Below are 23,732 nucleotides of genomic sequence, written 5' to 3' on the forward strand. Positions count from 1 at the left end.
TTTATTCATGCCAAAAAAAAGCTCGGTTGTTCGTTTTAAAGCGAACAACCGGGCTTTTTGACGCGTTAATTTTCCCCGCGCAAACCATCTGTAATCTGGATTCGTTCAAGACGTCTAAGCGGCCAGTAGGAGGCTAAGAGTGTGGCTGCGATAGCACCCAAGCTGCTAGTGAGAATGCTGCTCCAAGGCATAACCCATTCGATCTGCACAGCATTCCTCATCAGATAAGATACACCGTAGCTCAAGGCTGTACCGAGAAGACTTCCGTACACAGCTGCAAATACGCCATAGAACACACCCTCAAGCAAAACCATTTTGCGAATTTCCTTTTGCGTCATACCAATCGCTTTTAATACGGCGAACTCCTTCGTTCGCAGAATAAGATTCGTACTCACCGTATTCAAAATATTCAGAAACGCAATAGCTGCAATGACACCTATGAAGCCGTACAGGAATATATTTAACGTCATCGCATCGTTGCGAGCTTGTTTCATTTCCTCTACCCGATCACGGTAACTATACCCTGCATCCTGCTGCACAAGACTTTTGAAATAACCCACAATTGCCCCGTTATCTGTCTCAGGATTGGCTTGAAGTAATATTCTGTCATAAGCATTATCACTCGTGATGTTTTCAATCACCTTTGGTGTCGTTATCATTTGAATAATAGCACTTTCGGTGTATTCACCAGAAAGAGGACCTTGATCTGCGGTTCCGACAACAGTAACCGTTTTGTAAGGCTGATTGTCATTCATTGAGCGAACTTTAATTTTATCCCCAACCTTGAAACGGGTCTGGTCAATGATCATGTTAGTTCCTTTTTCGGTGGTCATGCTGATTTTCTGGATAACAATGACACCATTTTCATCGTTCATTTGGCTTGCATCAATGCTTCCGGAGGTGAGTTTGGGACGAAGCTCCTGAAGTCCGTTTATACCGTAAGACATGAGAAAGTTGTTATCCGTCCGATATCCGTTCTCCATTTCAACACTGTACATTTCTTTCTGCTGCTGGTAGTAATTCGGATTCAATTTTTCTTTCGGAATGATCGCTTGGAGCTGATGATTGTAGAAAGAATAAGCCTGTTTAACTCCATCAAGTGTAGCCAGCTTGTTATATACCGAATTAGGGATACGTTTACTCATACCCTGATAGTCCAAAGAGTAAGAGTAATTGATACCTGATGCAGAGGTTGTACCCAGAACGTTCACCAAGCCGCTAAACACAATGTACATGACCATGCTGATAATCATTGAAAAAGCCGTAATGCGAAATCTCTTTCGGTTCCGCCGAATATTTCGACTGGCAAACCGCCCTTCGAATCCAAGCCATTTGCTTCCGGCAAAGGACAAGCGTTTGACATCCCCCTGCTCTACCACCGTGCTGCCTGAGGTTTTCAGTGCTTCAAGTGGTGAGATGCTGGATGCCAGCTTGGCCGGACCCAGCGCTGACACATAGACAACAATCAGTCCTAAACCGGCAGCCGCAAGTAGAATAGGCACTGAAATAATCATGTGCATATCGTTCAGAAAACCTAATGTCAGCAAACTGATGTTATAGAATAACACTTTCATCAAAATGGTTCCTGTAAATAAACCGATCGGAATGGCAATCAGACTAAGCACAGTCGCTTCTTTGAATACAATTCTGCGAATCTGAGCGGGTGCTGCACCGAGACAGCGCAGCATGCCAAACTGAGAGATGCGTTCGAGCACTGAAATATGAAACGTATTGTAAATTACTGCGCTTGTGCATCCCATAATGATAAGAACAATGGCTGCCAATGCATAAATTGAACTTTGGTTAACGTTGGAATAGGTGCTTTTGCCAAAGAGTTTGAGCAATTCATTGTTGTATTCAATGCGTACATTCTTTATAACGGTTTCCCGGTTCAGCTCCTGAGCGGAACCTTGATCAACATTCCCCAAACCCGATGAAGACAGAATGGCTTCGCTCTTCTCCTTTATATTGTCCATCGATTTCATGGTCGCATAGATAAAAAAATTCTGAGACGGATCGATTTTTTGATGATCATCATACGTAATCGCTGAATAGATAAAAGTGGATGACCACGTTACATTTTTGGCTGTTTTCATCACCCCGACGACGGTATATTGCTGTTTCATGCGTGGTTTGAATTTCTCATCCAGGTCCCACCCATAATCACCAACGGAGTTCGCACTCTTCACCTTTCCTGTGGAAGCTTCGAGCCGATCTCCCAGGTTTAGCGTTATCTTATCTCCAATTGCTGGTTTCGAAGCGAACGTATTCAGGCTCCAGGATGACAGGATGATTTCGTTAGGCTTTTGCGGCAAACGTCCACTCTCTAACTGAACTTGAAGCTTGGACATGGCTTGCGCGTCGTATCCTTTCACATTCAAATAACGATACGGTGCAGCAAACGGGTTTTCGTTTTTCTCCTTTTCACTCGTTGAACTTATGATGGCATAACCAATACGATGAATGACTCCCGCACTGCCTATGGTGGCTTGATTCACGATGCGAGGCACGTCTTTGCCCGGAACTCCATTGAAGGACACCTCATAATCTCCGTAATCTTGAATCGTCTGACGTACCAGTTTGTCCTGATAACTCATCGCTAGTGTGCCGACAGCCGTAAGCAGCGTTACGGATAGAATGATGCCAACAATGGTGAGAATGGATCTTTTTTTCTGTCCAAGCAAATATTTCTTCGTGAGCTCCGTATACTTACGCATCGTGCTGTCCCTCAAGCTGCTGATCGAAAAGAACCCCGTCTTTAATGTTCACAATACGGTCCGCTCTCCGGGCTGCATCGGAATCATGTGTAATCATAATCAAGGTTTGATTGTACTTTCGAACCGAATAGGTGAGCAAATCTACAATTTCCTTGCTGTTTTTGCTATCCAGATTTCCCGTCGGTTCGTCAGCCAGAATGATGGAAGGTTTGTTAATCAACGCCCGTCCGATAGCTGTGCGCTGCTGCTGCCCACCCGATAGCTGGTTAGGGAGATGATGCTTTCTGTCTTTTAGGCCGAGTACATTCATTAATTCGTCTGCATAGTCTTCATCGGCTTGACGATGATCGAGCAGCATAGGCAGTTTAATATTTTCCTCTGCGCTTAGAACCGGAATCAGATTATAGGCCTGGAAAATGAAACCGACCTTTCGTCTTCTGAAGATTGCTAAATCCGTCTCGTTTAGAGAATATAGATCTGTCCCATCAATATTAACTTGTCCACTGGTTGGGCGATCCACACCTCCAAGCAGATGCAGTAACGAACTCTTTCCCGAACCGCTGGCACCAACAATAGCAACAAATTCACCCTGTTGAACCGTTAAGTTAATATCTTTCAGGGCATCGACTTTGGCGTCATTGCTTCCATATGTTTTACATAAGTCATTCGTTTTTAAAATTTCCAAAGCATGTGCCTCCTTCAAGAGCTTGAACAATTGATGTATTCATATGGGTTATTATAAGCTTGGAAGCTTACGTTAAAGTGAAGAGGAAGCTTACGTTATTGTAAGCTTCCTCTCAATACACAGTTTTCATGAAAGTAATTCGGAATTCCGTTCCTTCTCCAGGCTCGCTGGATACCGAGATCATTCCACCCAAACCTTCAATAATGGACTTGGTCAGTGACAGGCCTACCCCGGTACTGTGGGGTTTAGCATTGCTTCTCCCAAGGTAAAAACGCGTGAATACATGGGGAATCTGTTCCGGCCTGATCCCTTCCCCTTCATCCCGGATGATAATCGAGTGTAATAATCCTTCATCCTCCATCGTAATGTACACTTTGCCTGATACCGGAGAGTGTTCCAGTGCATTTTTAGTCAGATTAATAATCGCCTCGGTTAACCATTCCTCATCTGCATGCAGCAGCATGCCTTCGCCGCCTTGAACGATGATCCTCTGTTTCTTCTGCTCCGCCAAAGGCTGCAAGGTCTGCACCGTTGATTCAATAATGTCTTTGGGTTTAATGTTTTGCAGTTGAAAAACGATAGCTCCCGCTTCCACTCGTGCCAGCTTCAACAAGCTGATAATCAGCCATTCCATGCGTTCAATCTGCTGCCTGCTTCGTTCCAGAAAAGTGGTACGGATCTCTTCTTTCATATGTGGGTCATGCAGCATATTTTCATTAAACACAAGCAACGATGCAAGCGGTGTTTTAAGTTGATGTGATATATCGGTAAGCAGATGGCTGAGAAATGTTTTCTCCTGCTTCAGCTGATCTACACTATGACTTAGTCTGCCTGCCATCATGTTAAAGCTATGACCAAGGGTACTGAAGTCTCCCTCTGCATTCTCAGGCAATGAAGTATCGAATTGACCTTCCACCACCTGTTCCGCTGCATGTGTAACGCGGCGAATTCTGGAAAACAACTTGCGGTACTCCCAATATAAAAGCAGCAGCACCGGGATACCGCACAGAAAAAAGACCAACGCTGTATTCCCGGGCAAGGCTGTTCCCGATAGGGCAGGCTGATCCTGAATATTCATATGCTCTGTATACCCGTATCGAGACAATATCTGTTTACCTAACTTAAGATCCTGCTCTTCTGTACCTTGAGTGATCGTATGAATGAGCTGATCTTCAAGCTGCGGCTGCTTGCTTAACACTTGTCCGACAAAGGCCGCTTGCTGGTTCACAACCGTTTCATTGATGCTTTGGATCTGCAGATTCATCACAACGTAAATGATTGCAGTCAAACCTAATTGAACAAGGATAAATTTGGTGTACACAGATTTCCACTCCGGATTACGGATGACTTCAACCATCAGCGGTATGCTCCTGTCGTTTCGGCGTTCCATTTGTATCCAACCCCGCGAATCGTAACAATATACTTTGGCGCGGCTGGCGTTTCCTCCACTTTTTCCCTTAATCTGCGTATATGTACGGACAATGTATTATCATCAATGAATTCACCAGAGACATCCCATAACTTCTCAAGGATTGATGTCCTGCTGCATATTTGTTTAGGATGGGACATTAACATGAGAAGCAGGCGGAACTCCAGCGTTGTCAGTGCAACTTCCTTTTTATTTTTGAAAACAACACCTTCCAGCACGCGAAATTCAAAGTCGTCGGATTTCCATATGTTCGAATGCTGTTCAGGTCGGGAATGACGCCGTAAAACAGCCTTGATTCTGGAAAGAAGTTCCTTGGTACGAATCGGCTTCGTCATATAATCGTCAGCACCCAGATCTAATCCCGCGACCACATTCATCTCTTCATCCAGCGCGGTGAGAAAAATGATCGGTACCTGTGAGTCCACACGAATTTCTTTGCATAATTCATATCCCGTTCCGTCAGGCAAATTAATATCGAGCAAAATGAGTTCTATTTCGGTCTGCGCAAGAGCATCGCGAGCTTCCTTCAAGGTTCCCGCATGAGTGACCTCATAACCTTCATTGGTTAACGTATATTCTATTCCAAACACAAAATTCTCATCATCTTCAACAAGTAAAATGTGGTTCATTGCTGCACCCCTATTCTAGCGTTACCTCTTAAACTCAAGTGTATGTGCTTCATCATTCTACTAAATGTAACATTTGAAATACAAGCGGGGTCTCGTTTGCCGTTTGTATGAAGATATTCTGTGCTTAAGGAAAAGCCAAATCAGGACCACCCGTCCAACGGGTGGTTTGCTCTTGGGGTATAACCCCCTGTTGCCAAACTGCGCCTAAAGACGCTAGCCTGACAGCAGGGCTGTTCAGGCTCAGTGTAATTTGTCTCTTTCACTTACCAGTAAACTGGTTTTACTTCTTTTTGCTTCGATTACTGCTGAATGGATCTTCGTATTCTTTTACACTCAGCTTATCTACCGCCTGATCATGTGCTTCTTGCTCACGAATATACTTTCTTACGGTTGCTTCATTTAGACCCACTGTGCTCACATAGTACCCTTCGGCCCAAAATTTTCGATTTCCGTATTTATACTTAAGCTGGGCATGTTTTTCGAAGATCATGAGCGAACTTTTTCCCTTTAGATATCCCATAAACGTGGAGACCGCAATTTTTGGAGGGATGGCTACTAACATATGGACATGATCGGGCATCATGTGACCTTCTATGATTTCGACTCCTTTGTACTTGCACAAACGTTTAAAGATTTCGATTAAATCTCTTCTCACTTGATTATAGATTTCTTTCCGTCTATACTTCGGGGTGAACACAATGTGGTACTTACACATCCACTTTGTGTGAGCTAGGCTGTAGCTCTTGGTTGCCATGAATGACCATTCCTTTCTTTTTGAGCCTGAACATCTCAATTGTATTGGAATGGTCATAATGGTCAAACCCTTCATCCCTCCACCCGCATAGCGGGTGGTTTTTTGTTTCGCGCGTTTCACGCACTCAACTGGCTAAAGCCATAAAAAGACAACCGATATATGTATCGGCTGCCTGTAACGAAAAATGATAAAACGGTTATGTCGTACTAAACGTGCAGGATTGCTTTTGTATTCTCTCCCGAGAATTATTTTATTTCACCAACTTCTCCGGGTTTTTCACTTTAATGGAAACGACCTCACCGCAGTTCAGACAGATCGTATACACGCGTTCAGAACCAAGCGACATCTTTTTATCCAAAGGCCTCAAATTAATAAAGTCCGTTGCCTCCACAAAGGATGTACCTCCGCAATCGTTACAAGTTCTAGATGTTGTTGTCATATCCAATATTCCCCTTTCTACTTATGTAATTTCAACCCATCATTTCAATCATTTTAATCATTACGATGCATACTTACCCTTTCTTACATACACTAATTACCATTGGACTTGAGGGTTGAAACGTTGTTTGATCCCAGTTCGCATACTGTCTCTCTAAGGTAAAACCTTGCTTTGACAGCAACTGCTTAAGTGTCTGCACATCCGTAAATCGGCAAGCAATGCGTGACGTCGTTTGGCGATGGCCCCAGTCCCGAACGGTTGTCCAGTGCATGATCTGTTTCTCGGCATCATATGTCTGGCTGCCAGATACATTAACCGTCACGCCATCCACATCGACAAATGTGCCCCAGTGCTCTTCTTCTTCATCCGATAAATCATTGCCGTCCGGATTCCGCATCTCAAATGCAAATATGCCACCAGGCTCCAAATGATTATACGCCGTTTGCAGCAATGCCTGCTGATCCTCATCGCTCAGAAAAGCCTGAAATGCATTTCCTGTCAGAAAAATCATGGAGAAGCGCTGATCGGATTCAAACGTACGCGCATCTGCTTCGATAAAAGCAACCGGTAGATCCTTCGCTTTGACCCTCGCATACGCGAGCATAGGCTCTACGATATCTACACCGCTAATTTGAACTCCTCTTTCGGCTAAATAAAGTGTGGCTAATCCTGTTCCACAAGCAAGCTCCAGCACATGTCCCGGATTTTTCTTGGCAAGTTGAAGGAAAAATTCGTATTTGTCCGTCTCACCGCCAAATTCCAGATCATAGTTCATTGGATCTCGGTACTCTTCCTGATTGTTGTGATCAATCAATACGTCTCACCCTTTTTCCATCAAAAATGTATTTACAACAGGAATTATAACACACTATAATGGTTTACATTGAGTAAAGGTTAACGATATGTAAACTATAAAAAATGTGTACATGATGGAGAAGGAGAAATGTAAACGTATGCGTACGATGACACAATCCACCCGCTTTCCGATGTTTATTTTGATGTTAAATCTGTTTATTGCTTTGCTCGGACAAGGGATGCTGATTCCGATATTACCGGAGTATCTCAAGCTGTTCCATGCAGGAGGCACCGTTGCCGGATTTTTGGTCGCGGCCTTTGGCGCAGCTCAGTTTCTATTTTCTCCCCTAGGAGGACAATGGGCTGACCGTTTTGGACGCAAAAAGCTGATTATGGCAGGTATGTTTCTGGTTGTCGTGTCTGATCTTATTTTTGCGGTATCCACATCTCTGCCTCTTCTCTATATCGCTCGTTTTATCGGGGGAATCAGTCTAGGTCTGATGGTTCCAGCCAATCTGGCTTATGTGGCCGATATTACAACGCCGGAGACCCGTGCCAAGGGGATGGGTTATTTTGGTGCATCGATGAACCTGGGTATGGTACTTGGGCCTGGTCTTGGCGGTTTTATTGCCGAGATGGGTGTACGTATGCCGTATTTCGTTGCTTCCGGTTTGGGTTTGGTTGCGGCACTGCTCACCCTGCTCTTGCCAGAGACTCTTCCACCTGAAAAGAGAACGACCTCAACGTCGAAGAATAAAGGGTTCACAATAGGCGAGCAAATCCGGAGTTCGTTCAAGGTCCCTTATTTCGGATACTTGTTGATTATTCTTGCGATGACCTTTGGTCTGATGAGTTATGAGACGGTCTTCTCGCTATTTGCGGAGTATAAATACGGTTTTAATGCTTCAACCATCTCCATTATCATTACGATGGGAGCGATTATCGGCATCGTGGTCCAAATCTGGCTGCTGGACTTTTTTGTGAAACGCTTGGGTGAAATCAAACTCATCCGTCTGTCCTTAATCATGGCCCCTATTGCTCTTCTGCTCATGTTAATTAAGGTAAGTCTGGTATTTCTGTTATTTACATCGGCGCTTTATTTTGCATTTAATGCATTCCTTCGACCAACCGTCAGCTCCCTGATATCCAAAAGCGCGGGGGATCGTCAAGGTTATGCATCAGGCCTGAATACGACGTATTCGAGCTTAGGTACCGTGTTTGGCCCCCTAGCTGCCGGTCTACTGTTTGACAAAAACGTGAACTTTCCGTATATTTTTGGTGCCTTTATGTTACTGGCGGCATTATCACTTACGATGAGCACACAACGTTCGAAGAAAGGAAAACGATATGCAGGCGAATGAAAATTGGCATCAGCAGTTAAAAAATCAGAATCGGGATGAACTGATCGAAGCGGGCAAGCAGCTTTTTCTAAAGCACGGTCTGCTTCAAGTGAAAATCAAAGACATTTGTGCCGAAGCGAATCTAAGCCGAGTGACCTTCTATAAACATTTCCAATCGATCGATGAGCTGCTGCTTACCATTCAGATGCAGTTGGTTGAATCCATGACACAGTATGTCGGACAGGCTGCAACCCCAAATGGTAGTGGCCGTGAACAGCTTGCAGCAATGCTGAACGCATGGGTTTCTTTTGCTAAGGAAAATCCGGACCATATTCGTTTTATTCAATTATTTGATATCAATTATGAGGTGGTTCATTTTCAGCCGGAATTAAAGGATACTTATGAACGGTTTATCCAAAACGGTAAAGAGAACCACTTCCTGCTTGAAGCATTGAACTCAGGAGCTGCCGATGGCAGTATCCGTAACGCTGCCCCTCCGCTTAAGCTGGCGCAGTTCATATTTACGGTGATGATGGGTATGCTGCAGAAGATGTTTACACACCGATCTCATGAACTTCATCAGCTGGATGATCAGATGACGAGACAGTTAGTTGATATGCTGCTGCATTATGCTGGCAATGAGGACAAAGGGTAGTTAATTTGTGGAGCAGGATTAGACCGTTTGAACAACGATGCCTGAGATAGACTTGGCAAAATAAAGAAGCCCTCCCTAACATGTTTACATCTTGTGCTCATGTGGTAGGAAAGGCTTTTTTATATGTGTTCTATCTGTTATTTGTCTTATTTGTGTTATGAGTTCGTAATTACATCAAGCTTCAAGCTTTAGACCCGTGACATATTCAAAAGCTGTTCAAAAGCTTGGATGTTGGTTTTAAACTCAGGTACGTTGCGTGCTTCTTCTGCGGCTTCGACCAGTTGAACGACCATATCATTATACGGCGTTGCAATCCCGGTACCTTTAGCCTTGCTCGAAACTACACCGTTGATATAGTGAATCTCCGTGTTACGTTGTTTCTCCAGATCCTGCAGCATGCTCGCCTTAAGCAGTCTGGATGGTTCCATTACATGACGTAACGTTTCAATACGTGCGGGGATATCATTTCCGCTCTGCAGCTCCAGTGAAGCCATATCGAATCCGTTCATGGTGACAAAAGAAACACCGTTTGCATGTCCGACCTTGATCGTTTCGTCGATGATATGAACAGCACTTCGAATGCCCGCTTCATGATCCAGAATATCTCCATACGTGCCATTCAGTGCAGCGGACAAGCCGCTAAAAGCATTGTTGATCAGCAGTTTTGACCATTTCGTCCCTACCAGGTTATCCGAAATATGTGTACCACCAACGAGATCCAGCACTTCCTTTACACGCTGAATTCGCTCGGTCGTCTCCCCGTTCAATTCCCCGATCTGGAATGCGTACTGCTTGAATTGAGGATACGCCGTGGTCAGACTGGATACGCCAGGTTCCATGAATGTAGCGCCAAACTCCACCGAACCCGCGATAACTCGCTGCGCACCAACGATAGATGCCACGTTATCTTCCGGAATCCCGTTTTGCAGAGAACATACGACACTGTCCTCATGCAGATATGGAAGCAGTTCTTTTAACACAGACTCATTGTAGAGCTGTTTCGTTAATAATAATATTAGATCATACTGCCCTGACTTTTGATCAGGAGTGATGGCTTTTACTTTCGCCTGGAACTCAGTCGTACCGATTACTTTCGCTCCTGTCTGATTAAGTGCATCGACATGTTCCTGATAGGCATCAATTAACTCCACGTCCATTCCGCCATCTGCCAGATAAGCTCCAACGATGGTTCCAAGTGAACCCGCACCTACAATTGCAATTCTCATATATGCTGCCTCCTTATTTTTCTTCCAGATAGTTGTATACAGGTTGTGCTGCATTCAAAGTTAAGTTCGTCAGGATGTGGGAAGCAGACACGACTTCAAGCACCGGCAGATCAGCTAAAGGCGCAAGTGCATGCTCAAACAGCTGCAGCCGAGCCGGGCCTGTCCACGCTTCCTTCACCTCGATATCGGTAATTTGGGTACGAATCAAGTCGCAGATGCGAAGATTGCCTGTATAATCCGTGGCGATTTTGATCATAAAGTTGGGACGGCAGATTTCTTTTTTTGCAAGCTCTTTATCCATCTCCACATGTTTGAAACCCATCGTTGCGGTGGCTGCTCGCAGTGATCCATAGTCGAGTGTGCCCACAAGTGTGTCAGAGTCTGTGTACAGCTTGGGAGCACCAAGCTTTTTCGGATATGCGGTCAACTCTCGGCCGCTGGCGATCGCAGGGAAGTTATCCACGTACATCGAATGCACATAATCCCCTTCTTCTCCATTGAACTGAACCGGGATGACCTGTCCAGCTTCCGTGTATGCACCAAGTCCGGAGACGTCCGGCATCCACATCACTTCGAATTTCACCAAGGGTTCGGTGATTTGCAATGGCTCAGGAACAGCTGCCCGCAGAGCCTGTTCATCCGTTCGATAGATGATGTTCAGATATTCGCGGTTGACGAATTTATAAGGTGGCATCGGATATGCCGGAGCAGTTAAAGGGGTATTCAGGTTTTTAGCAATATTGTTTACATCGATTTTCATGAAAAAGACACCTGCCTTTGCATCAAGTTATTGGGGTATTGGTTTAAATGTAATTTGAATTTGTTGATTTGCTTATAAAAAAGTCTACATCATTCTTTAAATTTAATATAATACATAATAAGTACTATATATATTTATTGAAATAAATAAGGAGTGCATACCAATGGAGCTTCTCCAGCTAAAATATTTTCAAACGGTGGCTTACACAGAACATATCTCAAAAGCTGCTGCCCAATTAAACATTGCTCAACCTTCGTTAAGTCTCACGATTAAGCGGCTGGAAGACGAAATGGGTACTCCCCTTTTTCATCGGAAAGGCAGAAACATTGAGCTGAATGCCGCTGGAGAAATTCTGCTGAAACATGTGAACCGCATTTTTGTTGAGCTGGAGAATGCCAAGCTGGCCATTACGGAAAAAGAGGATGAACTGTCAAGGTTGATCCGGATCTCCATCTCCAATTCAAGATTTCTATCAGGTCTGATACGTGAGTATATCGAAGTTTTCCCCGATTCCCAGCTTCATCAAGGTATTGCAAGCCGAAATGACATTATTACACAGCTAAAAAAAGGAGACGTGGATCTGGGGATCACCGGCTACCCTGTTCAGGATGAGGAAATCGACAGCCGTGTGCTGGTCGAGGAGGACATTGTGCTTGTCCTGCCTGCTGATCATGCTTATGGCAGTGAACAGCAAATCTCATTACATGCCGCTGCGAGTGAACCTTTTCTTTCTCTCGCCAATAACGATGAATACCGACGTTTCACCATGATGCTGTGTGAAAGGGCAGGTTTTGTTCCCCATTTGGCATTCGAGGTCGATTCTCATACGTTGGTCGAGATCATCAGACTGGATCGGGGGGTTGCACTGCTGCCTGTCTCTGTCTGTCGTAATCTTGGACTGCACTATGTGCCGATCGCTGACGATGCTGCCGTATATCCGATCAGCTTGTCATGGATGAAACATCGAAACCTCTCTTCATCATTGGAGCAATTCCATCATTTTATTATCTCGTATTACGCTTCCAATGCCCCGATGTTTAAGGTGTAATATAAAAAATAATCCGATGGCAGATAATGGATGCAGCCCAAGTGTTTCGGCTGACTGCTGTTCGTATTAAAAACAAAAAAAGCCGCTAAGTTAGCGGCTTAATGGAAACAATTATGGTCCGTTCAACAGGACAGTATCTTCTACTAGTGAATGCTTTACATTAATGATTTCAACACAAAGATGAGACATATCGGCTCGATCATCTTTCCTCTACTCTAATTATAACGTTTACGAAAATAGAATAACAGACTGTTTTTTCACCGATGCCTGCACTATACTGCTAAATACAAATCCAATAAAAAAGAGGTGTTTCGGCATGGATGACACAAAGAATATTTTGGATCAAGGCCCTTTTTTCCACGGTACCAAAGCAGAACTAAACATTGGCGATTTATTAGAGCCGCAATTTTTATCCAATTATCAAGACAAGAAGTCGAATCACATCTACTTCACCGGAACCTTAAATGCTGCTAAATGGGGTGCTGAATTAGCACGATCTGATTCAAAAGAACGAATTTACATCGTAGAACCCTTAGGAGATTTCGAAAATGATCCCAACGTAACGGATAAACGGTTCCCTGGAAACCCGACCCGATCCTATCGATCCAAATCCCCACTAAAGATCGTCGCTGAATTAGGTTCATGGGAACGACACACGGATGAAGAAATTGATCATATGACTTCATCTCTGAAAAAGTTAAGTGATGAAGGTAAAAATGTGATCTATGATTGATTCACCCTAGTTCATGATTGACATTGGCTTGTTTAACGACATTTACTTGATTAAGAACGATCAACGCCATAACTGCGATCGCAATCCCGCCAGCACCAATCCAGGTTATCGATGAGAGAGAGAACGTTTCAATAGCGATTCCTCCCATGCCAGCACCCGCGGCCATAGCAAGCTGCATCATGGACTGATTAAGACTAAGCATAACCCCTGAAGCTTCCGGTTCAATGGTTGTTAAATGATATTGCTGCGTTGGACCGGATGACCAGGCGGAAAAGGACCACAACAAAAGTACGAGCATTACGCCCACTAACGTATGAGTTACAATAGACAACAGAATCAGCATGAGAATATGCAGTGCAAATCCACTGAATAATGTTCGATTAACTCCCCACCGATCCGCACTGAAGCCCCCAAGTTTGGAACCAATCATGCTTGCTATACCAAATATGAGTAAAGCTCCACTGAGATATTGTTCATTTAATTCTGAAACGTGAAGTAAGTAGGGTGAAAGATAGGTATAAGCAATTGAGTATCCTCCCAGCCAGAAGAAAGTGATCGCCAATCCTAATGCGACTTTAGGTTTTTTCAACAGCCTCAGCTGCTGCTTAAGCGGCACAGGCGCGTCCCCCTCAATACGGGGAATGACGAAAGAAAGAATGATCATAGCCAGCATTCCTAAAATCGCAATTCCTGCAAACATGGATTTCCAACCTAGAGTGTCGGCTGCAACTCTCCCGAGGGGGACACCAATGATTAATGACGCTGTGAAACCCATAACCACTGTAGCAATAGCACTTGCTTGTTTACCTGACGGTGCAATTTTAGCAGCAATGTTCAAAGCGGTGACCACGACAATTCCTGCTCCGATTGCCATCATGATCCGAGCAGCTGCAAAGAGTCCATATCCTGGCAGGACAAACGCAAGGATATTAGAAACAACAAATATCCCCATACTGATCATAATTAACTTTCTTCTGTCCATACTCGCGGTGAGTGCCATTAGGATTGGTGTACAAAGAGCATAAATCAAAGAAAAAATGGTGATTAACTGACCTGCTGCAGCCAGTGAGACATCAAAAGAGGCAGCCACTTTATCTAAAATACCCGATAAAGCATACTCGGAAGTACCGACTAAAAAACTGACTATGGCTAAAATGTAAACTTTCGAATGAGATGACATCAATTCAATCCACTCCTTAACGAATTTATAAATTGTTATATCTAAATTTGTAGATATAATGAAACATAAAAAGACATATTGGAAATTGTCGATATGAAGAGGTGAAGAAAAACTGAATTCCGGTTAAGAACTCAGTTGCAACTTACATATCACTCATCATATAACGAGTAAATTCAGCTATCGCTTCCTCGTCTCTCTGATAATATGTAAATTTGCCTATGCGTTTGGTTGTGATCAGCCCTGCCCGCTGCAATATCGTAAGATACTGGGAAGCGGTCGACTGCGTCATGTTAAGTTTGTCGGTGATTTGACTCACACACACCCCTACTTCATTCATATCCACTCCTTCATGGGGTTTGAAATGTTCGTATGGTTCTTTGAGCCATTGTAAGATCTGAAATCTGGATTCATTTGAGACAGCTTTTAATATTTCAATTGGATTCATAACCATTATTATATCGATCTTTTGCGATATGTCAATTCGAAATGTTTAATGACCTTTTGTGTTAGAGTTCAAAGGCGTGAAATGCAATATAAGAAGACTGCCTGATGAGGCAACCTTCTTATATTTTTATTAAAATAACTAGAGATAAGAATGACGAGTCTTAATTACATTTAATTAAAGAATCTCTCCATTGGACTCAATCACTTGTTTGTACCAGTAGAATGAATCTTTACGCGTTCGTTCCAATGAACCATGACCTGCGTTGTCTTGATCGACATAGATAAAGCCATAACGTTTACCCATTTCGGATGTAGAACAGCTGATGATATCAATGGGTCCCCAACTTGTGAAGCCCATCAGTTCCACACCGTCTGCCACTGCTTCCTTCATCTGTTCAATATGGCTGCGCAGGTAATCAATGCGATAAGGGTCATGCACAGATCCATCCTCTTCGAGCGTATCGGTAGCGCCGAGTCCGTTCTCTACAATAAAGAGCGGCATACGATATCGATCATACAACCGGTTCAGCGCGATGCGAAGGCCGATTGGATCGATTGGCCAGCCCCACTCTGTGGCTTTCAGATGCGGGTTTTTGATCTGACTTACCAGCATACCAGAGTTGCTGTTGTCGTTCGGGTCGTATTTACCGATATACGTCATGTAATAACTGAAAGCAATAAAGTCCACCGTATTGTCGCGGATAATCGCATCATCCTCAGGCTCTTTCACCAGTTCAATGCCTTGTTCTTCAAAGTATCTCTGCATGTAAGACGGGTACTCTCCACGCGCCTGCACTTCCGGATAGAACAGGTTCATCTGATCTTCTTTCATGGTCTGCAGCACATCTTCCGGTTTGCTGGATGCAGCATATGTCTCCAGACGGCAGATCATGCAGCCAATCTGAGCGTTAGGCATTTTTTCTTTACCGCTTTTCACAGCCAGTGCACTTGCCACAAACTGATGGTGTGTTGCCTGATAGGCTACCTGCTCCGGTGTACCTTTGATTTTATCTTCCAAAATGCCGCCGCCCGTGTACAAGCTGGTCAGCATCATATTCATCTCATTGAAGGTGATCCAGTATTTCACTTTGTCTTTGTAACGGTCGAACAATGTGTTCGCAAATTTCAAATACAGATCAATCATCTCACGGCTTTCCCAGCCGTTGTATTTGCGGGTTAACTCAATCGGCATTTCGTAGTGAGAGATTGTCACCAGCGGCTCAATGCCGTACTTCAACAGTTCGTCGAACAACTTATCGTAAAACGCAAGTCCGGCTTCGTTAGGAACGGTTTCTTCTCCTGTCGGGAAGATTCGCGGCCAAGCGATGGAAAGGCGGAATACCTTGAAGCCCATCTCGGCAAACAATGCAATATCTTCTTTGTAGCGATGGTAGAAATCGACGCCATTTCGTTTCGGGAAATACACATCCGTACTGCCGCTTAAATACTGCTCCAGTTCAACGGAGTTTACGTCAAAGGTAAAATCTTTGCCATCACGCTCCTCATGAGGAACATACGGTGCCATATCCGAGGTAGAAAGTCCCTTACCGTCAGCGTCAAATGCACCTTCCAGCTGATTAGCAGCCGTAGCTCCTCCCCACAAGAATCCTTTAGGGAATGCGTGTTTTGTTGTTTGTGTCATGATGGTTTCTCTCCTTTTTTGTGTAAATATAACGTTAAATTTTATAACTCGGTAAAATAGAAAGCCTTCATTCGTGTAGTAATAAACTTAACGAACGGTGAGCAGCAGCAATTCATTCAATGGAATCACCCCCTTCACCTTAACGGGAACTACATCAAGATAATCTGGCGTGTTGGCTACAATAATCGGGGTTGTTAGATCAATGCCGGCAGCTTGAATGCTTTCAAGATCAAACTCCAGCAGTAAATCTCCCTTGTTCACTCGTTGTCCGATAACAACCTTCTCTTCAAAAAACTTACCTTTTAGAGACACCGTGTTAAGTCCAACATGAATGAGAATGTCGATTCCGCTGTTGGATGTCAGCATAATCGCATGTTTGCTTTTGGCAATCATGGTTACTGTTCCATCAAAAGGTGCCGTTACACGTCCCTCTTTGGGATAAATCGCAATCCCTTTGCCCGTCATTTCTTCAGCAAATGTAGGATCAGGCAGTTCTTTAAGCAGCACCAGATCACCTGTTAGCGGGCTGAATATTTCGCCTTTCTTCTCCTCAATGGAATGAACGGTTACAGGCGGCGGTGAAAGTGCTTGATCAGGTTGTTTTGCTGATTCGGATGCTCCTGCAGTTAATGCTGTTGTCGTATCAGCTGCCGTCAATTCGGCTGCGCTTCCCTCCTCGGAAAGACCTGATACAGCGGGTAGAGTCATATTGGGTTCATCCCACTTGAGTAATAAGGTTACCGTAAAAGAAACGACAAAGCTGATGCCTACACCGATAAGCGCATACCAGAAATTGGACATCCCACCTCTTGGATCAATGTATAATGGCAGTGACAGCAGACCCGGAACGGCAAAACCGAAACATTTTAACCCTACCGCTGTAATAAATCCACCGCCGGCTGCTCCACCGATGATCGAAGCATAGAACGGTTTTTTCAGTTTCAACGTTACTCCATAGATTGCAGGCTCTGTGATGCCAAGAAAAGCAGATATGCCGCTGGATAAAGCAATCGATTTCATCGATTTGTTTTTAGTTTTGAGGAATACCGCCATTACGGCGCCAGCTTGACTCATGTTGGCTGCAAGGTTAAGCGGCAGTAACAGCACGTCGTAACCGAGTTTGCTCAAATTCTGTAAGGTTCCCGGGAAAAATGCATAATGCATACCCGTCATAACGATCACTGGCATAAGTCCGCCCAGCACGATTCCCGTTAATGGGCCCGAGTGAGCAAAGAGCCAGGATGTACCGATCTCCAGATAGATGCCAATGTAATTGCCAAGCGGCCCGATGGCGATTAACAGAATCGGAACGGTTATCACCAGCACGATCATTGAGGTAAATATCACTTTAACCGGACCAGGAATGAAACGATCCACCCAGCGATGTACATAACTAAGGAGCCATACACCAAGAATGATTGGGATCACGGACTGGGTATAATTGACGATCGACACTGGCAGAGATAGAAAACGAATCGGCTCCAGATGATTTTCCAGGTAAGCATTCAGAATGGTTGGATATAATAGTGTGCCTGCTAGGGTCAAGGCGATATATTCATTCACTTTAAATTTTCGTGCAGACGATACAGCCAGCAGGAAAGGTAAGAAATAAAAGGCTGCATTAGCGATTGACGCCAAAATCTGATATTCACCGCTGGTCTCCTGAATGGCTCCCAGGGTAACAAGCAATGCGAGAATCCCCTTCAACATTCCGGTACCTACAATCGCTGGAAGAATCGGGGTGAAAATACCCGAGATCGTGTCCAGTACGGCATTAAGACCTCTTGAACGCGGCGGTTCTGCTTCTCTCTCCGCTGCACCAGCTTGTTTCAACTGGTCCTCCAGCTCTTCATAGACGGCTGCAACCTTGTTGCCAATCACAACCTGGAACTGATCGTTTTGGAACTGTGCCCCAAGAACACCATCCAGTGCGCGAATCTGTTCAAGATGCACTTTCTTTTCTTCACACACATTAAAGCGCAATCGAGTGATACAATGCCAGGCTTGCGTAATATTTTCCCGCCCTCCTGTTAATCGGATAATCTCTTTGGACAACTCCCGGTGATCCATGCTGCTTCCTCCTTTTTTTGGCGAAAAAAAAACCAAATGTAAACCCGGCCCGGCAAACTCGCGGGATCGGAAACATTTGGTGGTGCCTGATCGAATCAGTAACACTCCATATTCAATTCATACCGTGATGGTACGCTTCAAATGGGTTGTATTGAGGTCAACCCGCGTCGGTTCGGGATGTCACTCTCTCGATGTGAATCATGAGGTATACCATCTCATCGGGAGTAATTACAAATCCGCGCTGCTGTTCCATCGTCTCCTTAATCTTGAGCGCGCATTGGAAGCTGTCTGGATATCGTTCTGACAATACATCGTATAAAAACTGCTGATCCTTGAATGAGAGCACTTCCCGGTTCATTTGCCGAACGATAAAGTATCTCAGATGTGTGATAAACCTGGAAAAATCGGCAGACTCCTGATTCAGCGCCCTTCCAAAATGATCGGTCATGATCCCAAGAATGTCATTGATCATCTGTGTAATCTTGATCGTCTGGTTCATACTGCCCGAATCAAATTGTGAATTCACAAAATGAAGGGCGATTGAACTGGACTCTCCAGCGGGCAGTGTAACCAGAAAAGCTTCATTGATCCTGCGTACTGCCAATTCACCAGCACGGTATTCGGCAGGATACAGATGCCGGATATCCCAGTGAAGCGGATTTTGCATATCCACTCCTTTTTTGAAACGATCCAGAGCAAAGTGAATATGATCTGCGAGCGTTAACAAAATGGAGTCATTCAGTTTTTTTCCTATAATCTCCCTGCCTTCTTCAATAATCTGATCCGTGATATCGATGACTTGCAGCGGGATATCGCTGAGAAATTGTTCAACTCGCTGATATTTATCATTCGAGCCGATCCGGAACGTTTTCTGAATCTGGCTTTGCTCGATAGGCTGTCCCTTTACTTTTTTGAAGCCTACCCCTGTTCCGATGACAATGACTTCACAGCCTTCGGCATCCTCTGCCAGGGCGATGTTATTGTTTAACGATTTCTTGAACCTCATGATGTTCTCACCCCCCAATATGCAAAAAGCACCACCATGGTCCAATACACAAGCAGAGAACTTGTGATATCCAGACTGTGGTGGTGCCTGATCGAATCAGTGACACTCCTTATTTAGCTGTATTTTATACCAGCCATGTAATCGTTGTCAATACCATTACTCTGGAGAAATTATCTATTTCGTTTAACGTCTGGCCTTGAGCAGTGTCTATATATAGATTGATAACAGATGGCATATGTTATTCATCGGACTCGTTATTTTCCGGACCATCATAATAGTATCGGATCAAAATATCCTGATCATAGTTGCCGAAACCTTTGCCAAACAGCGTAAGTCCCCCGCGGCCTGCCGCGCTTTCTTCCGGCTTCAAACCAAATGTCCAATAAGCGGCTGCCTGCGGCTTCAGGTCCGAGATGGATGCATCCGAGATTCGCTGACCATCGATAAACGTCCCCCCCTTGTTAATGCGCAGCACCTTCAGCACGCCATACTGATTAACGTCTAACTTCCACCATAATGGCGTATGTTTACCTTTCCGATCACCGAAGTCACCTGGGCTTGTCCAAGTACCCAGGTCAATACCGTTAAGGGTGAACCGAATATCGGATGGCCAGTTCTCATTGACCTTGGGTGCTTCCGAACTGAGTTCGAGTGAAATCTCAATCTCCCGAAGGTGCTGATCGTTATGCAGATAATTGGGAATCTTATATTCAAGAAAACCTCGTGCCATCCACAGAATTCCCGCATTAACCCGGTCCGGGTCCATGAAACAGGCCGGGGTATCATATTGTCCAATCATCTGGGTTGTTGTTGCGATGCCGCAGGTCGGCCATGCTTCGTAATCGGTATACTGCCCAACGGGAATAGATACTTCATGGTAAGAAGCGTCCGCGGGCACGGATGGCGACAGTTGAATGGTCATGAACTCCTGTACGATAAAACAATATTTATAGGTCCCTCCATTCTCCCGCTTCATTCGGCTGCCCACAATGCCTGCCTTCTGCAGTTTACTGACATGTGTGCTTACAATAGCTTTACTCAGGTACAGCTCCTGGGCTAGAGCATTAATATGCATTTCCCTGTTCTTCAGGAGCAGCCGTACGATATTTAAACGGGCTTCACTTGCTAGTGCCTCGTAGACAAGCAGCGAAGATGCGTCTGTTCCAAGCATCATAGAATCCACTTCCTTGATTTATTTTCAATATCACATTTGGGACCCAGCCGCTGTCCTGCAGTGTGAATAGGAGCTTATATAGCCGATTTCAGGATTCGCTATTTTGCGAACTGTGTAAAATCAACTTGCTCTGTACAATCGCATTATGATACATATTAAATAACAAATCAATGTTTTGATTTTGCTTTTAAGCGAATTCAATTCAAATTGAAACGATGATATGCACCCCAAGAGCTATGACATGATACTGCAAACTAATCTTATGGAGGTTTTCAATATGCTTAAATCCAAAATGCTGATCGACAAAGACTTTCAAATTGCTGAAGTAGACCCGCGGGTGTATGGTTCTTTTATAGAACATCTGGGTCGTGCCGTTTATGGCGGTATTTATGATCCAGGACATCCAACAGCAAATGCACAAGGCTTCCGTCAAGATGCCATCGAAGCCATCAAAGCGCTGAACGTGCCCATTGTGAGGTATCCAGGTGGTAATTTCGTATCCGGTTACAATTGGGAAGATGGAGTAGGCCCGGTAGCTGAGCGTAAGCGCAGGCTTGAACTGGCTTGGTGGACGATTGAAACGAATGCGGTAGGTACCAATGAATTTGCAGATTGGGCCAAGCTGGCAGGTACTGAAGTAATGATGGCTGTTAACCTGGGAACCCGCGGTATTGATGCAGCCAGAAATCTGATTGAATACTGCAACCACCCGTCCGGTACTTATTGGAGTGATCTGCGTATCTCTCACGGATATAAAGACCCGCATAAATTCAAAACATGGTGCCTCGGCAATGAAATGGACGGCCCTTGGCAGATTGGTGCGATGACTGCATACGAATATGGTCGGATTGCCAATGAGACAGCCAAAGCAATGAAATGGGTAGACCCGGATATCGAACTCGTGGCATGCGGCAGCTCCAGCCGTGATATGAGTACATTTGCAGATTGGGAAGCAACCGTGCTGGATCTTACCTATGAAAATGTGGACTACTTGTCTCTGCATCAGTACTACAATAACAACAAAGACAATACGTATGACTTCCTGGCGACCTCGCTGGATCTGGATCAATTTATCGATAGTGTTGCTTCGATCTGTGATTTTGTGCAGGCGAAGAAACGCAGCAAAAAGAAATTGATGCTGTCCCTGGACGAATGGAATGTATGGAAATCCATCGGTACAAGCCGTATGGAAGAACGCTGGCAGATTGCTCCTCCTGAATTTGAAGATGTTTACACGCACGAAGATGCACTGGCAGTAGGCTGTTACCTGATTACCATTCTCAAACACGCCGACCGTGTTAAAATGGCCTGCCTCGCGCAGCTGATTAATACGATTGCACCAATCATGACGGAAAATAACGGCGCAATCTGGTTCCAGACGACGTATTTCCCGTTCATGCACGCATCCAACTTTGGGCGCGGTACGGTGCTGCGGTCCATCACATCTTCACCTAAATATGATTCCAAAGCCTTCACGGATGTACCTTATCTTGAATCGATCAGTGTACATGATGAAGAGAACGGTACGATCACCATCTTTGCGGTAAACAGACATCTGGATGAGTCCATGGAGCTGAACGTTGACCTGCGCTCCTTCGGAGAAACGACTTTTGTAGAGCACATCGTGTTGGAAAACAACGACTTGAAGGCAGCCAATACCAAAGAGCACCCACGCAATGTCCTTCCTCACAATGGTGGACATACAACAGTGGATCAAGGCAAAGTACAAGCTGTGCTGAACAAAGCGTCCTGGAACGTAATCCGTTTGAAAACAAAACAAGCTTAATCGCAGCGTGATTGAAGCATTTCACACCCCGTACTGTAACTAGGTACGGGGTGTTTTGATGCAGATATTAGTAGAACTTTGCCTTCCCCCTCTTATTAATCTCCTAACCTGCAGACTTGACCTCTAACCTTGGTATGGCGCTAACGATCTCAGGTAACCTTATTTCCTTCTTTTGAGGCCAGTTTATATTCTAACGATTTCAGGAGACGCTATTTGGAACCATTGGGCGATTTTTCGCATCCAATCTCGCTTTTTGAGTGAAATAGTGTTTCTCAGAAGCGTTAAAATTTTTCAATGCTCGTTATTCTGCGGAATAGGGTCTCTGGAAATCGTTAGAGCTGGAACGGAACACAGATGCGAAACACGAAACACAAAACGCAAAATCTCTCACTCCTGCTCTCTTTATTCGTCCCCGTTATGCTGCCCTGTTTCATGACAAGGTGGTCAGCCACACAAAATACAAATAGGCCACCCTCCGCCTGAAGTACGGAGAGCAGCCTGCAGTTTCGAGTTTCACTATGGGTCATCTCTTCAACTAACGATCATTGGACTTTCTGTTTAGATGGACTTACTCTGCTTGCCGTGTTAGGCCTCCTGCTCTTCCGTTTCAGCCTCGGCTTGGGCTGCTTGAGCTGGTGACATCAAACCCTGCACAGCACCCATAAATGGCTGTATTTGTTTGATCATGCCGTACCCCATTTTCACAACAGGCACGAAACGCTGGATCATACCGAACAAGCGCATACCGCCTCCAAGCATACCTCCAATGGAACCCGCTCCGCCCAGCCCGCCGAAACCGCCTAACAACGAGCCCATCATTGGCATCAAAGACGAAACTTGAGCGCGACGAGGCGATGTACGTGCTGCCACACGAGAGCGTGTGGATGACTTACGCGCACCATTGATCTTACTCCGACTCCGGGAGGATACCGTTTTACCCGTCCGGGCTGGCTTGGATTTGCTTTTAAATGAACTACCGCTGCCGGCTGCACCTGTTGATGTTGTTGGTCTGCCCGCTGATGCTTGTGTTAGTTTTCCGCCCCCGGTAAGCACTACGCCTTCGCTGCTCACGCCAGAGATGTACCCGATGTACGTTTCGCCATTATGAAGAGTCACGCAGACCGGACGATCCTTGAACCGTTTTGCCTTAACGTGTATTTCATTGGTTCTAGCCATGGATTTCACCTCACTCGACTTGATCTACTTTAGTCTACGCGATG

21 protein-coding genes are annotated in these 23,732 nt (G+C 44.8%); 5 read left to right on the forward strand and 16 right to left on the reverse strand.

The genetic code is table 11. From position 1 onward, the window contains the following. Positions 1-65 precede the first annotated feature (65 nt). The 7 genes from ABXS70_RS11640 to ABXS70_RS11670 form a co-directional block, all read right to left on the reverse strand. Complete coding sequence (locus ABXS70_RS11640) at positions 66-2,717, reverse strand: FtsX-like permease family protein (RefSeq protein WP_366295944.1); 2,652 nt, start codon at positions 2,715-2,717, stop codon at positions 66-68. Next, a complete protein-coding gene (locus ABXS70_RS11645; RefSeq protein WP_342556089.1) occupies positions 2,710-3,402 on the reverse strand; it encodes an ABC transporter ATP-binding protein in 693 nt (230 codons plus the stop codon). Before ABXS70_RS11645 ends, ABXS70_RS11640 begins: the two co-directional genes overlap by 8 nt. A 112-nt stretch (positions 3,403-3,514) precedes the next feature. Further along, a complete protein-coding gene (locus ABXS70_RS11650; RefSeq protein WP_342556088.1) occupies positions 3,515-4,759 on the reverse strand; it encodes a HAMP domain-containing sensor histidine kinase in 1,245 nt (414 codons plus the stop codon). After that, complete coding sequence (locus tag ABXS70_RS11655; RefSeq protein ID WP_342556087.1) at positions 4,759-5,460, reverse strand: response regulator transcription factor; 702 nt, start codon at positions 5,458-5,460, stop codon at positions 4,759-4,761. Before ABXS70_RS11655 ends, ABXS70_RS11650 begins: the two co-directional genes overlap by 1 nt. 280 nt (positions 5,461-5,740) lie before the next feature. Further along, on the reverse strand, positions 5,741-6,214 hold the full coding sequence (gene tnpA / locus ABXS70_RS11660) for an IS200/IS605 family transposase (protein ID WP_138227108.1): 474 nt from the start codon (positions 6,212-6,214) through the stop codon (positions 5,741-5,743). 250 nt (positions 6,215-6,464) lie between these two features. Then, positions 6,465-6,653: a hypothetical protein gene (locus ABXS70_RS11665; RefSeq protein WP_308721801.1), complete on the reverse strand. Its 189-nt coding sequence runs from the start codon at positions 6,651-6,653 to the stop codon at positions 6,465-6,467. A gap of 73 nt (positions 6,654-6,726) precedes the next feature. Next, complete coding sequence (locus ABXS70_RS11670) at positions 6,727-7,467, reverse strand: methyltransferase domain-containing protein (RefSeq protein ID WP_342556086.1); 741 nt, start codon at positions 7,465-7,467, stop codon at positions 6,727-6,729. A gap of 139 nt (positions 7,468-7,606) precedes the next feature. Between ABXS70_RS11670 and ABXS70_RS11675 the strand changes: the two genes are divergently transcribed. Beyond that, positions 7,607-8,809, forward strand: coding sequence for an MFS transporter (locus ABXS70_RS11675; protein WP_366295947.1), 1,203 nt, complete (start codon positions 7,607-7,609; stop codon positions 8,807-8,809). Beyond that, positions 8,796-9,443, forward strand: coding sequence for a TetR/AcrR family transcriptional regulator (locus tag ABXS70_RS11680; RefSeq protein ID WP_366295949.1), 648 nt, complete (start codon positions 8,796-8,798; stop codon positions 9,441-9,443). Before ABXS70_RS11675 ends, ABXS70_RS11680 begins: the two co-directional genes overlap by 14 nt. 188 nt (positions 9,444-9,631) lie before the next feature. Here ABXS70_RS11680 and ABXS70_RS11685 read toward each other — a convergent pair whose 3' ends face one another. Then, complete coding sequence (locus tag ABXS70_RS11685) at positions 9,632-10,669, reverse strand: 2-dehydropantoate 2-reductase (RefSeq protein WP_342556083.1); 1,038 nt, start codon at positions 10,667-10,669, stop codon at positions 9,632-9,634. A 13-nt stretch (positions 10,670-10,682) separates the two neighbouring features. Further along, positions 10,683-11,429 carry an acetoacetate decarboxylase gene (locus ABXS70_RS11690; RefSeq protein WP_342556082.1) on the reverse strand — a complete coding sequence of 249 codons (747 nt, stop codon included), beginning with the start codon at positions 11,427-11,429 and terminating at the stop codon, positions 10,683-10,685. Positions 11,430-11,592: 163 nt separating this feature from the next. Between ABXS70_RS11690 and ABXS70_RS11695 the strand changes: the two genes are divergently transcribed. After that, positions 11,593-12,477: a LysR family transcriptional regulator gene (locus ABXS70_RS11695; RefSeq protein ID WP_342556081.1), complete on the forward strand. Its 885-nt coding sequence runs from the start codon at positions 11,593-11,595 to the stop codon at positions 12,475-12,477. Between the two features lie 316 nt (positions 12,478-12,793). Continuing rightward, positions 12,794-13,210 (forward strand): NAD(+)--rifampin ADP-ribosyltransferase, encoded by a 417-nt coding sequence (gene arr / locus ABXS70_RS11700; RefSeq protein ID WP_342556080.1) that lies wholly within the window; start codon positions 12,794-12,796, stop codon positions 13,208-13,210. A 1-nt stretch (position 13,211) separates the two neighbouring features. Here the strand turns inward: arr and ABXS70_RS11705 are convergent, their stop codons facing one another. The 6 genes from ABXS70_RS11705 to ABXS70_RS11730 all read right to left on the reverse strand — a co-directional run bounded on the left by ABXS70_RS11705 (position 13,212) and on the right by ABXS70_RS11730 (position 20,726). Continuing rightward, complete coding sequence (locus ABXS70_RS11705; RefSeq protein WP_342556336.1) at positions 13,212-14,390, reverse strand: MFS transporter; 1,179 nt, start codon at positions 14,388-14,390, stop codon at positions 13,212-13,214. Positions 14,391-14,532: 142 nt separating this feature from the next. After that, complete coding sequence (locus tag ABXS70_RS11710; RefSeq protein WP_342556335.1) at positions 14,533-14,835, reverse strand: metalloregulator ArsR/SmtB family transcription factor; 303 nt, start codon at positions 14,833-14,835, stop codon at positions 14,533-14,535. Positions 14,836-15,009: 174 nt separating this feature from the next. Next, positions 15,010-16,476: a 6-phospho-beta-glucosidase gene (ascB, locus tag ABXS70_RS11715; protein WP_366295952.1), complete on the reverse strand. Its 1,467-nt coding sequence runs from the start codon at positions 16,474-16,476 to the stop codon at positions 15,010-15,012. A gap of 87 nt (positions 16,477-16,563) precedes the next feature. After that, positions 16,564-18,546: a beta-glucoside-specific PTS transporter subunit IIABC gene (locus ABXS70_RS11720; RefSeq protein ID WP_366295954.1), complete on the reverse strand. Its 1,983-nt coding sequence runs from the start codon at positions 18,544-18,546 to the stop codon at positions 16,564-16,566. Between the two features lie 157 nt (positions 18,547-18,703). Beyond that, complete coding sequence (gene licT, locus ABXS70_RS11725; RefSeq protein WP_342556074.1) at positions 18,704-19,552, reverse strand: BglG family transcription antiterminator LicT; 849 nt, start codon at positions 19,550-19,552, stop codon at positions 18,704-18,706. 238 nt (positions 19,553-19,790) lie between these two features. After that, entirely contained in the window at positions 19,791-20,726 is a 936-nt protein-coding gene (locus ABXS70_RS11730) for an ArsR family transcriptional regulator (RefSeq protein ID WP_366295956.1), read from the reverse strand. A 277-nt stretch (positions 20,727-21,003) separates the two neighbouring features. Here ABXS70_RS11730 and ABXS70_RS11735 point away from each other — a divergent pair, with 277 nt between their 5' ends. After that, the gene (locus ABXS70_RS11735; protein WP_342556072.1) at positions 21,004-22,512 is read left to right on the forward strand and encodes an alpha-N-arabinofuranosidase; all 1,509 of its coding nucleotides are present in this window, start codon (positions 21,004-21,006) and stop codon (positions 22,510-22,512) included. A 585-nt stretch (positions 22,513-23,097) separates the two neighbouring features. Here ABXS70_RS11735 and ABXS70_RS11740 read toward each other — a convergent pair. Beyond that, the gene (locus ABXS70_RS11740) at positions 23,098-23,688 is read right to left on the reverse strand and encodes a hypothetical protein (protein WP_342556071.1); all 591 of its coding nucleotides are present in this window, start codon (positions 23,686-23,688) and stop codon (positions 23,098-23,100) included. Between the last annotated feature and the right edge of the window lie 44 nt (positions 23,689-23,732).

This window comes from Paenibacillus sp. AN1007, from assembly GCF_040702995.1.
Taxonomy (GTDB): domain Bacteria; phylum Bacillota; class Bacilli; order Paenibacillales; family Paenibacillaceae; genus Paenibacillus.